Consider the following 12,256-nt stretch of genomic DNA (forward strand, 5'->3'; position numbering starts at 1 on the left):
GTTGATGGTGTTCAATGAGTCGTGGGAGGTATCGGCCGGAGGGCCGTTCCTCGCCGTGATGGCGCGCTGGGTGGTCATGGTGCTGGCTTTTTGCCTGATTCCTGACGTTTTTCCAGCGGAAAACGAGGCGTCGCAGGCGCCGGTCGTGAGCCGCATGGCGACGGCTCAACGTTAGATTGGCGCCGTTTTTGGCGCTTGATAGGAAAAACGGGGATAAGTGTTCTTTATCCCCGTTTTGTTTGGGTAAGTCTGTGGATAAGCTCGGGATGAATGCGCCAAGCGCTTGTTGCAATTGATGAAAATCACTTTGCCTAAAAAATGGGCGATTTCGTTGGTTCGCTTGTGCCAAGGCCGTTTCTGGCGATTCGGCAAGCCCTGTCAAGGGGCTTTTGTTCTCGTTTCGAGATGCGATTGATCGAATTAATCCAATTTACGGCGCTGCAATGCTTGGCTAAGCTGGCAAGCCATTCAGGAGAAGCCGATCATGCCTTACGTCAATATCAAGATTACCCGCGAAGGGGCCACGCCCGAGCAAAAAGCCGAGCTGATCAGCGGTGTCACCGCGTTGTTGCGCGATGTGCTGGGCAAGAACCCGCAAACCACCGTTGTCGTGATCGATGAAGTGGAGACCGACAACTGGGGGATCGGAGGCGAAAGCGTGACGGTTCGCCGCAGTCGGGGAAGCTGACCCTGCGGCCTGCCTGGCGACGAACCTGGCAGCCGCTCAGTTCGTTTCAGGCCGGGTTTGCAGCCACATCGGCAGGAGTTGTACGGCCAGGATGCTGATGAAGATCAGGGCGCAGCCGGTGAACTGGATGGCGGTGAGGCGTTCGTCGAGAATCAACGCGCCGGCCAGACCGGCGAACAGGGTTTCGGCCGAGAGCAGGACGGCGGCGTCGGCGGCCTGGGTGTGGCGCTGGGCGACGACTTGCAGCGTGAAGCCGACGCCGACCGAGAGAATGCCGCCATAGAGAATGGCCGGGAGACCGGCCCACAGGTTGCTGGCGTCGATTGTCTCGGTCAACCCGCCCCAGAGGGTCGAAACCACGCCGCAGACGAGAAACTGGGTGAGGGCGACGAGAATCGGCGTGCCTTTGTCGGCGGCGATGCGTCCGACAAACAAGACGTGCAGGGCCCAGAAAGCGGTGCTGCCGATCACCCAGTAATCGCCTTCAGCCAGGGCGGATAGTTCGCCGCCGCTGAGCAGGAGCGTACCGACCAGGCTGCCGATGACGGCGGCCCAGACCGAGAAATGCGGGCGCTGGCGGAGCATCAGCCAGGAAAGTACCGGGACGAGCGGCATGTAGAGCGCGGTCAGAAAGCCGGCGTTGGTCACGGTGGTTGCGCCGAGGCCGATCTGTTGCAGGATGATGCCGCCGAACAGCAGGCCACCGAGGCCGCACCAGGCGAGCAGGTCGGCGGCTTTGATGCGGACGCCGCGGTCGCTCAGGCGGGCGTATTCGCGTAGCGCCATGGGGACGATGATCAAAGCGCCGAGCAGGAAGCGCGAGCCGGTGTAGATGAAGGGGCCGAGGTCTTTCATGACCAGTTGCTGGGCGACAAAGGTGGTGCCCCAAATCAGGGCGACCAGCAAAAGAGTCAGGTTGGCGCGTGTTCTCGTCATTTTTTCTTTGAATAGTGTTTGATGCCGCCGGGGTCTAGCGGTGAATGCGGCAAAGCGTGCTTTTGCCAAACAGGCTTTCAATCAGGTCGACCGCAAGTTCGGCGGTCTGGTTGCGGTGATCGAGTGCCGGGTTGAGTTCGACAATGTCGAGCGAAGCCAGACGGCCGCTGTCGGCGATCATTTCCATGCACAACTGGGCTTCGCGATAGGTCGGGCCGCCACGGACTGTCGTGCCGACGCCGGGGGCGATGTCGGGGTCGAGGAAATCGACGTCGAGGCTGATGTGCAGATGCGTCTCGGCATCGATGCCGGCCAGCGCCTTTTCCATCACGGCGCGCATGCCGTGCTCGTCGACATAGCGCATATCGAAGACTTCGATCCCGAGCTGGCGAAGGAATTGTTTTTCACCTTCGTCGACGCTGCGAATGCCGATCTGGCGGATGTCGACCGCGTCAAGCGCCGGTACATGGCCGCCGATTTCGTTGAGTTCTCGCGGGCCATGGCCGCACAGGCAGGCGACCGGCATGCCATGGATGTTGCCCGAAGGCGTCAGCGTTGCGCTGTTCAGGTCGGCGTGTGCGTCGAACCAGAGGACGCGCAGCTTGCGTCCCTGTTCGCGGCAATGGCGGGCGACGGCGCTGATCGAGCCGATGGCCAGGCAGTGATCGCCGCCCAGCATGATGGGCAAGCGCCCGGCGCACAGTTCGGCATACACGGCATCGTGCAGCAGGGTGTTCCAGGTAATGACTTCCGGCAGGTGGCGCAAGCCGTTAACCGCCGGCAAGCCGGGGTTGGGCGGGCCAACCAGATCGCCGCAGTCGCGGACATCGACGCCGAAGGCGCTCAGGGCGGAGGCAATGCCGGCGACGCGCAGGGCTTCCGGCCCCATGCTGCCGCCACGCGTGCCTGCGCCGACATCGGTGGGGGCGCCGATCAGGCTGACGTGCAGACGGGTATTGGTTTTGATCATTGTTGTAGCGCCCTTTTCATGGGTTGCCAAAGGCCACCTTGATGCCGGAAATCAGCATTTGGACGGCCATCGTTGTCAGTACCAGACCCATCAGGCGTTCCATCGCCGCCATGCCGGAACGTCCGAAGAGACGGGCCAGCGGGTCCGACATCAGCAAGATGACGGTGTTGGCGGCGGAAGCGAGCAGCACGGCGGTCATCCAGGGCAGCGTTTCACCGGATTGGCGGGAAGCCAGCAGCACCATGGCCAGTGCTGAGGGGCCGGCGATCATCGGCACGGCGAGCGGCACGATGAACGGTTCGCTGCGCGGTTCGGCTTCGGCGGCATGGTGGCCGGCGGCCGGAAAGACCATGCGCAGGGCGATCAGGAAGAGAATCAGTCCGCCCGATATTTCAAGCGCCGGATCGGACAGGCGCATGGCGGCCAGCAGCCAGTCACCGACGAAGAGAAAGGCGATCAGCACGCCGGTGGCGATGGCGCATTCGCGCAGGATGATCTGTCGTTTGCGGGCCGTGGGCAGTTCGCGCAGTAGCGACAGCACGAAGGGCACGTTACCGAGCGGGTCAAGGACCAGCAGCAGAATGAAAACGGAGGAAAACAGTTCCTGATTCATGAGTTTCTCTGCGGGGCTGGCCTCTGGCCCGGGACCAGTGCTGCCGGCCCCGGGAAAATAGTGAGGCTTAGTTGAAGTTGTAGCGGGCCATCAGGTTGAGACGGGACATTTCGCCCTTCTCGCCGATCAGCGTTTCACGCTGACCATAGATCCATTCGGCGCCGATATCAACAAACTTGATCGGGTTCCAGATGCCGCCGACGTGCAGTTGCGAGACGCGGCGATTCACCCCGAAACGACCGCCGCCAAAGCCCTGGGCCAGTGCCAGGTCGGTGTAGGCGTTGTTGAAGTTGCGTTGCGTGCCATAGGCCAAGTTCATGCGCAGCGTATCGCTGAACTTGTGCTGGTAGCCGAGCACCAGGCCGGCGGCGCGTTCTATCGCGATCGAGTTGTTGCTCGCGTTGTAGGCGGCACCTTCAATGTAGTTGAAGTAGCGGCCAATGCCTTCGCCACCGGTTGCGATGAAGCTCAGGGTGTCGTCGCCGGTCGGCTTGTAGGTGCCGCTGGCCGCCAGGCCGTAGCCGCGACGCGAGGCGTCGATGCTGTCGCCGTTGTCAATCCGGTGTTCATGCGTTACGCCGCGCAGGCTGAGCGTGCCCCAGGTGAAGGGCTTGTCCCAGCGGAGAATCAGGTCGGGCGTGCGCGAGAAGCCGTTCTTGGTGGCAGCCGGGTCTTCGCCGGCCTTCTTTTCCAGAACGTAGCTGACCGAGTTTTCGATTGCGGCGGTGAAATTGCCGTAGTTCGGCGTCACGTAGGTGTAGCGGACTTGCGGCTGACGAATGAAGGTCGAGCCGATCGGGCCGTTGAAGTCGACCACTTCCGGTGTTGCATCAACGTCCATGAAGCTCGACCAGGTCTGGCCGACCAGCCAGGAGCCGACCTGAACGTAGGCGTGGCGCAGGCGGAAGTTGTAGCTGTTGGTCGCCTGTTGCGTGTAAATGTTGTTCAGCGTGCCGTAGACCGCGGAATTGCCGGTACGCGGGTCGTTATTGAAGTCACCCTCGATTTTCGCGGTCAACTGGCCGTAGGAGGTCGGCATGGCGGCTTCGACACCGAGGCGCGAGGTGCGGGCGTGCATATAGGTCTGGCCGCGGCGATTGGCTTCATTGCTGCCGTTGAGCGGGGCGTAGGGCATGAAGGTCGAGTAGTCGCTGTCGGCGTTGCTGCCGCGTGTTTCGTGCACCAGATTGGCTTCGGCGATGCCGTAGAGACGGATCGAGACATCGGAGTTGGCCAGGCGGTAGGAATTCGGCAAATCGCCGATGACGACGGCTTCCTTGCCTTGGGCGGTGACTTGATCCTGCAGCTGGGTGATTTCTTCCTTCTGGACTTTCTTCAGCTCTTCGATCTGTGCCTGCATGGCCTTGAGCTGGGCTTCGAGCTGGGCGATGCGGCTGTTGTCGTTAGCCTGGGCCAAGCCGGCGGCGCCGAAAGCGATCAGCGCCAGGGCGATAGGTTTGAGTTGCATGGTCTACCTCTAAATAATCATGAAAATGGGCGGCGCGTGGGCCGCCGCGCGATCAGAAGCCGTGGCGAACCTGGGTCAGGAAAGCCTTGGCGCGCTCGTGATCGGGATGGGTGAAAAATGCTTCCGGCGTCGAATCTTCGAGAATCGTCCCGTGATCGAAAAAGATCACGCGGTCGGCGACCTCGCGGGCAAAGCCCATTTCGTGCGTGACGACGAGCATGGTGATGCCGGTGTGGGCCAGTTCGCGCATGACGGCGAGCACTTCGTTGACCATTTCCGGATCGAGGGCCGAGGTCGGCTCATCAAACAAAAGTACCTTGGGGTCCATGGCCAGCGCACGGGCGATGGCGACGCGCTGCTGCTGGCCGCCGGACAGTTGCACCGGATATTTGTGGGCGTGCTCTTTCAGGCCGACCCGTTCAAGCAAGGCCAGGGCCTTGGCTTCCGCATCCGGGCGCGACATCTTGCGGACCCGCATCGGGGCCAGCGCGACATTGCGCAGGATGGAGAGGTGCGAGAACAGGTTGAAGCTCTGGAAGACCATGCCGACTTCACGGCGAATGGCGTCGAGATTCTTCAGGTCGTCGTTCAGTTCGATGCCGTCGATCTGGATGCTGCCGCTGTCGTGGGCTTCGAGCCGGTTGAGCGTGCGCAGGAAAGTTGATTTTCCCGAACCGGACGGGCCGATGATCGCGGTTACCTGGCCTTCGCTGAAACTGGCCGACACATTCTTGAGCGCATGGAAAGAACCGAAGTGCTTGTCGATGTTGCGGGCAACGATGATCGGGCGGGCATTTTGAGTTGTGGTCATGCGGCCTCCTCAGCGTTTGCGGCCAACGTCGAGCTGGGCTTCCAGGGCAGAAGTCAGCGTCGTGAAGGCGGTGGTCAGGATTAGATAGATCACGGCAATGGTCAGGAAGACCGGTATCGGCTGATAGCTTTCAGCCTGGACGCGATAGCCGATCATGGTCAGTTCGACCACGCTGATGGCGTAGGCGAGCGATGAGTCCTTGACCAGCGAAGCCAGGTTGTTGGCCAGCGCCGGCAAGGCGACACGCATGCTTTGCGGCAGCGTGATATCCATGAAAGTCTGCATCGGCGACAGGCCCAGCGCCCGGGCCGCTTCGATTTGCCCCTGAGGAACGGCCAGGATGCCGGCACGGACGCATTCGGTGTTGTACGCCCCGATGTTCAGTGACAGCGCGACGACGGCGCAGGCAAAGTCCGACAGCTGGATCGAATCCGGCAGGATTTGCGGCGACACCAGCCAGATGAACAGAATCTGCAGAAGCAGCGGCGTGCCGCGAATCAGCCAGACATAGGTTTCACAGATCCAGCGGATGACGGCAATCGACGATAGCTTGCCGAGGCCGGCCAGCACGCCGAGGATGATTCCGACGGTGCCGGAGATCAGCGTCAGCAGCACGGTGATCCGGGCGCCTTCGGCAAATTGCTGGGCCGCCGGGCCGATCGGCTCGGGAGCGGCCGACAGCGGAATGGCCATGCCCCAAAGAAAAACGAGCAGGCCGATCATCGCGGCGAACATCGCCCAGGCCGGATGTTGCTTGGTCCAGTTCATGTTGGCTCAGCGCTTAGCGGCAGGAGACGTCGGTCTTGAAGTATTTCTGGCTGAGGCTGGCGTAGGTGCCATCCTTGACCACTTCGGCCAGGCCGCGGTTGAACTGTTCCATCAGTTCCTTATTGTTTTTGCGCATGATCGCCGAGACGCGTTCGACGAACACCTGCTCGCCTGCAACGATGCCGGCATCCGGGTTCTTGTCGAGGGTGGCCTTGATCAGCCACTTGTCGGAAATCCAGGCGTCGATCTTCTTGGCCTTCAGGGCCGAAAAGACTTCCGGGTCAGCCTTGTAGGTTTTCAGTTCTTTCAGGCCGGGAATTTTCTTGGCGCTTTCGTAGTAGCTGGTGGCCAGTTGTGCACCGACCGTACGGCCGTTCAGTGCGGCCATTGTCAGGGCGCCATCTTTCGGCGCGGCAATCTGGCCGCCGGTGCAGTAGTGCGGGTTGGTGAAGTCGACCGACTTGGCGCGCTCTTCGGTATAGCCGTGCGAGGCGATGGCAAAGTCGAAACGGTCCTGGCGAATCGAGGCGACCTGGGCGTCGAAGGGCACGACGCGCCACTCGATGTTCAGGCCGAGTTTCTTGACGACGGCTTCGGCGACTTCGACCTCAAAACCGGTCAGTTTGGAGCCTTCGAAATAGTTGAACGGGAAAAAAGAGCCTTCGGTGACGGCAATAACCGTACCTGCGGCCTTGATCGTGTTCCAGTCGCGTGCCTGGGCAGTGCCGGTGGTCATTGCAAAAGCAAGCGGCAGCAGGGCGGCGACGAATTTGGCGGTGAAGCGCATGATTCCTCCAGAGTTTTGGACTGTGGCCGGAATATCTTCGGCTTGCCTTGCGGCAGGCTGATGCATTCGGCGGCTCGTTGGATTTTTGGTTCCGTGCTGTGAGCACGGTATCGTCGCCGTGTGCATCTTGGGCTTCGATAAAGGGGCGCGATTCTACGCGCTGCACCAATGAGCAACCAGTTCGCAGATCAAGAACTAGTGGTTTACCCGTAGTTCCGGCGTTGCGTTTTCAGCAAATTTTGTCGTGAATTCTGGATAAACAGAATTTATCCCCGTTTCGGTCGGGTAAGTCTGTGGATAAGCGCTGGGTAAGTTGCCTAGATGCTTGAAGCAGCTGGATTTTTGATCGACTGCTTAAAAAATGAACAGCAGGCTGCATCCTTGCCAAATTCGTGCAGCCTGTGTTCGCAGCCTTCTTCAGACTTTGCCGGGGCTTAGCCGATTGCCGCAGCGTAGGCCTGGTCGAGTTCCTGGCGGTTGCGTGCGCTGGTTTTCAGATCGAGCAGGCGGCCGTTGTCCAGGCCATAGATCCAGCCGTGCAGCATCAGTTCCTGGTTTGACTTCCAGGCTTCGATCACCGGGGTGGAGCGGGCCAGGTTGCGGACTTGTTCGATCACATTGAGTTCGCACAGCCGTCGCCATTTTGCGGTGGGATCGGGCAGTTTTTCCAGCGCCGCACTGTGGCGTTCGATCACGTCTTCGATATGGCGCAGCCAGTTGTCGATCATGCCGTTGCTTTGACCATCCAGTGCAGCCTTGACGCCGCCGCAGCCGTAGTGGCCGCAAACGATCACGTGTTCGACGCGCAGCACCTGGATGGCGTAATGCACGACGGACAGACTGTTCAGGTCGGTATGTACGATCACATTGGCGATGTTGCGATGAACGAAAACCTCCCCGGGATTCAGGCCGGTGATCTGGTTGGCCGGAACGCGGCTGTCGGAGCAGCCGATCCACAGGTATTTCGGCGCTTGTTGTGCGGCGAGTCGCTGGAAATATTCAGGATCATCCTGAAGTTGGCGGAGTGACCATCGCTGGTTTTGTTCGAAAAGTTCGGGCAGATATTTCATGGTTGTCTTAAAGCAGCGTGGCCAAGGCCGCGATGAGCAGGCCGAGGGACATGAGGGCGATGAATTTGGTGGAATTTTGTTCGTTGACCGCAGCATGGCCTGCACTGCGCCTGGCGGGATGTTGGGGAGGGCGCATCAATGAAACACGCCTGCGTCTGCACGCTGCTGAAACTCTTCGGCCGAAGGATCGTCGGTGATTTCGACAACCGGTTGGCGTACATGGCGGTGCTCGCGCTGGCGCTCCAGGCGGCGGGCCAGCGAGCGTTCGGCGCGGTCGACCGCACGATTGATCGCCATATAAAGATCGGTTTCGGTATCCTCGATGACCACATCGCTGGTGCCGGGCAAGGCGATCTGGATGCGGCAGCATTTGTCTTCGCCGCCGCGTGGACCGTTGATGTCATAAAGCCGGACGGCTACCTTGCGAACATCGTAGACCGCCCAGCTCAGGGCAAAACCCAGGCGGCGTTCGGCATGCTCGCGCAGGGCCGGAGAAAGCTCAAAACCTTTGGCTCGAATATCGATTTGCATGATGTGCTTCCTTTTCGGGTTGGGACGAAGTTCATCCTAAAGCAGGTCAATGTTCCGAAATAGACGGATTTACATGAGCAATGTTCCGTTATTCTCGAAATATTTTTTGCCAGTAGAGGATGCGTCCCGGTGCTTATCCCCGGTTTGACGGGGTAAGTCTGTGGATAAGCACTGGGCAGATCGATCAACTCATTGAGTTGACAACAGTTTTGGGCCGCTGCCTGATTTTTGGGCGCTGCACGTCCTGAATGCACCGTTTGGCGCTTTCGCGCTTAGCAAAACGTGAATGGTTAATATATAATATATAAGACTTGCGAGCCGGCTTGGGGTTGCAGTAAACCGAACCATCGGGCCGCCGCCATTGTCGTAGAATATTCGTTTTCCCAGAGCAACCCTTTACGAAAGGAAGTCGCCGTGCTTGAAGCCTATCGCGCCCACGTAGCAGAGCGTGCAGCCCTCGGTATCCCGCCGCTGCCCCTGTCCAAGCAACAGACCACCGAACTGGTCGGCCTGCTGAAGAATCCGCCGAAGGGCGAAGAAGCCGCTCTGGTCGAGCTGATCACCTACCGCGTTCCGGCCGGTGTGGATGACGCCGCCAAGGTCAAGGCCGAATTCCTGGCCAAGGTTGCCAAGGGCGAAGAAGCCTGTGCCCTGATCTCCAAGGAAAAAGCCACCGAACTGCTCGGCACCATGCTCGGCGGTTACAACGTCAAGCCGCTGATCGACCTGCTTGGCTGCGGCACCTGCGGTGCGGTTGCCGCCGAAGGCCTGAAGAAGACCCTGTTGGTGTTCGATTTCTTCCACGATGTCGCCGAACTGGCCAAGGCTGGCAATGCCAACGCCAAGGCTGTCATGCAGTCGTGGGCCGACGGCGAGTGGTTCACCTCCCGCCCGGCCGTGCCGGCTTCGCAGAAGCTGACCGTTTTCAAGGTCACCGGCGAAACCAACACCGACGACCTGTCGCCGGCGCCGGATGCCTGGTCGCGTCCTGACATCCCGCTGCACGCTTTGGCCATGCTGAAGAACCCGCGTCCGGGTATCGAAGCCGACGAGCCGGGCTCGCGCGGCCCGATCAAGCAACTCGAAAAGCTGGCTGCCAAGGGCAACCTGATCGCCTACGTCGGTGACGTGGTCGGTACCGGTTCTTCCCGCAAGTCCGCCACCAACTCGGTGCTGTGGTTCACCGGCGAAGACATCCCCTTCGTGCCGAACAAGCGCTTCGGCGGCGTCTGCCTCGGCTCCAAGATCGCTCCGATCTTCTTCAACACGATGGAAGATGCCGGCGCGCTGCCGATCGAAATCGCGGCTGACCAGATGGACATGGGCGACGAGATTGAACTGACCGTCGATCAAGCTACCGGCAAAGTTGTTGCCACCAAGAACGGTGCCACCATTGCCGAATCGCAACTGAAGACTCTCGTCATCCTTGACGAAGTCCGCGCTGGCGGCCGTATCCCCCTGATCATCGGTCGTGGCCTGACCACCAAGGCCCGCGAATTCCTCGGCCTGCCGCAATCGACGCTGTTCCGCCTGCCGCAAAACCCGGCCGACGACGGCAAGGGCTACTCGCTGGCCCAGAAGATGGTCGGCAAGGCCTGCGGCGTGACCGGCATCCTGCCGGGCACCTACTGCGAGCCGAAGATGACCACCGTCGGTTCGCAAGACACCACCGGCCCGATGACCCGCGACGAACTGAAGGATCTGGCCTGCCTCGGCTTCTCCGCCGACCTGGTGATGCAGTCCTTCTGCCACACCGCCGCCTATCCGAAGCTGGTCGACGTCCGCATGCACCGCGAACTGCCGTCCTTCATCTCGACCCGTGGCGGCGTTGCGCTGCGGCCGGGCGACGGCGTCATCCACTCCTGGCTGAACCGCCTGCTGCTGCCGGATACCGTCGGCACCGGCGGTGACTCGCACACCCGTTTCCCGATCGGCATCTCCTTCCCGGCCGGTTCCGGTCTGGTCGCCTTTGCCGCCGCCACCGGCGTCATGCCGCTCGACATGCCGGAATCCGTGCTGGTCCGCTTCAAGGGTGAAATGCAACCGGGCATCACGCTGCGTGACCTGGTCAACGCCATTCCGCTGTACGCCATCAAGGCCGGCCTGCTGACCGTCGAAAAGAAGGGCAAGATCAACGTCTTCTCCGGCCGCATCCTGGAAATCGAAGGTCTGCCGAACCTCAAGGTCGAACAGGCTTTCGAGCTGTCCGACGCTGCCGCCGAGCGTTCCGCTGCTGCCTGTGCCGTCGCCCTGAACAAGGAACCGATGGTCGAGTACATGCGTTCGAACATCACCCTGATGAAGTGGATGATCGCCGAAGGCTACGCCGATGCCCGCACCCTGAAGCGCCGCATCAACGCCATGGAAGACTGGATCGCCAACGGCGAACTGCTCAAGGCTGACGCCAACGCCCAGTACGCCGCGGTCATCGAAATCGACCTGGCCGAAGTCACCGAGCCGATCCTTGCCTGCCCGAACGATCCGGACGATGTCAAGATCCTCTCCGAAGTCGCCGGCGCCAAGATCGACGAAGTCTTCATCGGTTCCTGCATGACCAACATCGGCCACTTCCGTGCTGCCGGCAAGGTCCTTGAAGGCAAGTCGGACATCCCGACCCGTCTGTGGATCGCTCCGCCGACCAAGATGGATGCGCTGATCCTGACTGAAGAAGGCTACTACGGCGTCCTCGGCAAGTCCGGCGCGCGCATGGAAATGCCGGGCTGCTCGCTGTGCATGGGCAACCAGGCACAGATCCGCAAGGGCTCCACCGCGATCTCCACCTCCACCCGCAACTTCCCGAACCGCCTCGGTATCGATACCCAGGTTTATCTGGGTTCCGCCGAACTGGCCGCCATGTGCGCCCTGGCCGGCCGCATCGTTACCGTTGCGGAATACATGGAGCAGATCAAGCTGGTGAACGCCAAGGCCGGTGAAGTCTATCGCTACATGAATTTCGACCAGATTCCGGAGTTCGTTGAAGTCGCTGCGACCGTCGAGATGTAATTTGCGAAAATCGGCCGGTTTTGCCGGTCGACCGCGCCCCGAAGGAAGCCCCCTTGGGGTGAAGTAAATTGAAAAGCCCCCGTCGGGAAACCGGCGGGGGCTTTTGTCTGGCTGGGATGCTTCACGACAAGCTCGTGAAGCATGCTTTGATTCAGGTTTGTCGGTCGTCGAGTATTTCTGTATCGGTGGCATCGTATGCCGGAGAGCAGCAGCACAGAATGCGTAGCGGCACCGGCCAGGTGTTGTGCAGGGCGTGTGGTGTACCGGGGGGGATCAGGATGGTGTCGCCAACGCTGATTGCAAAGCGCTGGTCGCCCAGAATCATCGTGCCCTGGCCGGCGGTGACGTGGTAAAGCTCTTCCGTGTTGTGGTGGCGGTGGAGCAGGGTGCGCTGACCGCTGTACACCGTGGCCTCAGCCAGGCTTTGCGCTTGATTGCCGTGGCGTTGCGGGTGCATCAATTCGCGTATTTCAGAACCATCCTTGGTGATAAAGGGTTGGGCGTCATCGTAACGGCTGAGGTGCTTGTCCATGCGGGCTCCAGGGGTGGTCGGTGCTGCCCGGCGATGAGGCGGGGCAGTCAAGGCAAATGATGGTACTGTAAATCATGGT

The 12,256-nt window shown here is 60.7% G+C and carries 13 protein-coding genes; 3 read left to right on the forward strand and 10 right to left on the reverse strand.

What is annotated here, in order from left to right; genetic code table 11:
• Nucleotide 1 precedes the first annotated feature (1 nt).
• Together KI614_RS06270 and KI614_RS06275 are read left to right on the forward strand one after the other, a co-directional pair.
• The gene (locus KI614_RS06270; protein ID WP_226408648.1) at nt 2-175 is read left to right on the forward strand and encodes a hypothetical protein; all 174 of its coding nucleotides are present in this window, start codon (nt 2-4) and stop codon (nt 173-175) included.
• 309 nt (nt 176-484) lie between these two features.
• A complete protein-coding gene (locus tag KI614_RS06275; RefSeq protein WP_203469231.1) occupies nt 485-688 on the forward strand; it encodes a tautomerase family protein in 204 nt (67 codons plus the stop codon).
• 36 nt (nt 689-724) lie between these two features.
• On the opposite strand, the gene KI614_RS06280 is transcribed toward KI614_RS06275, so the two are convergent.
• The 9 genes from KI614_RS06280 to KI614_RS06320 all read right to left on the reverse strand — a co-directional run bounded on the left by KI614_RS06280 (nt 725) and on the right by KI614_RS06320 (nt 8,642).
• A complete protein-coding gene (locus KI614_RS06280; RefSeq protein ID WP_226408649.1) occupies nt 725-1,624 on the reverse strand; it encodes a DMT family transporter in 900 nt (299 codons plus the stop codon).
• A 34-nt stretch (nt 1,625-1,658) separates the two neighbouring features.
• Entirely contained in the window at nt 1,659-2,594 is a 936-nt protein-coding gene (gene rocF, locus KI614_RS06285; protein ID WP_226408650.1) for an arginase, read from the reverse strand.
• 16 nt (nt 2,595-2,610) lie between these two features.
• Nucleotides 2,611-3,207 carry a MarC family protein gene (locus KI614_RS06290; protein WP_226408651.1) on the reverse strand — a complete coding sequence of 199 codons (597 nt, stop codon included), beginning with the start codon at nt 3,205-3,207 and terminating at the stop codon, nt 2,611-2,613.
• Nucleotides 3,208-3,274: 67 nt separating this feature from the next.
• Nucleotides 3,275-4,675, reverse strand: a complete 1,401-nt coding sequence (locus KI614_RS06295) for a DcaP family trimeric outer membrane transporter (RefSeq protein ID WP_226408652.1) — start codon at nt 4,673-4,675, stop codon at nt 3,275-3,277.
• A 52-nt stretch (nt 4,676-4,727) separates the two neighbouring features.
• Entirely contained in the window at nt 4,728-5,459 is a 732-nt protein-coding gene (locus KI614_RS06300) for an amino acid ABC transporter ATP-binding protein (protein WP_413464195.1), read from the reverse strand.
• 36 nt (nt 5,460-5,495) lie between these two features.
• Nucleotides 5,496-6,254 (reverse strand): amino acid ABC transporter permease, encoded by a 759-nt coding sequence (locus KI614_RS06305; protein WP_226408656.1) that lies wholly within the window; start codon nt 6,252-6,254, stop codon nt 5,496-5,498.
• Nucleotides 6,255-6,267: 13 nt separating this feature from the next.
• Nucleotides 6,268-7,041, reverse strand: coding sequence for an ABC transporter substrate-binding protein (locus KI614_RS06310; RefSeq protein ID WP_226408658.1), 774 nt, complete (start codon nt 7,039-7,041; stop codon nt 6,268-6,270).
• Nucleotides 7,042-7,475: 434 nt separating this feature from the next.
• On the reverse strand, nt 7,476-8,111 hold the full coding sequence (can, locus tag KI614_RS06315) for a carbonate dehydratase (protein ID WP_226408659.1): 636 nt from the start codon (nt 8,109-8,111) through the stop codon (nt 7,476-7,478).
• A gap of 135 nt (nt 8,112-8,246) precedes the next feature.
• Nucleotides 8,247-8,642, reverse strand: a complete 396-nt coding sequence (locus KI614_RS06320) for an HPF/RaiA family ribosome-associated protein (RefSeq protein WP_226408660.1) — start codon at nt 8,640-8,642, stop codon at nt 8,247-8,249.
• 414 nt (nt 8,643-9,056) lie between these two features.
• Between KI614_RS06320 and acnB the strand changes: the two genes are divergently transcribed.
• Nucleotides 9,057-11,645, forward strand: a complete 2,589-nt coding sequence (gene acnB, locus KI614_RS06325; RefSeq protein WP_226408661.1) for a bifunctional aconitate hydratase 2/2-methylisocitrate dehydratase — start codon at nt 9,057-9,059, stop codon at nt 11,643-11,645.
• A gap of 151 nt (nt 11,646-11,796) precedes the next feature.
• Here acnB and KI614_RS06330 read toward each other — a convergent pair whose 3' ends face one another.
• Nucleotides 11,797-12,177 (reverse strand): cupin domain-containing protein, encoded by a 381-nt coding sequence (locus KI614_RS06330; protein WP_226408662.1) that lies wholly within the window; start codon nt 12,175-12,177, stop codon nt 11,797-11,799.
• Nucleotides 12,178-12,256 lie beyond the last annotated feature (79 nt).

The sequence above is a fragment of the Dechloromonas denitrificans genome, assembly GCF_020510665.1.
Taxonomy (GTDB): Bacteria; Pseudomonadota; Gammaproteobacteria; order Burkholderiales; family Rhodocyclaceae; genus Azonexus; species Azonexus denitrificans_B.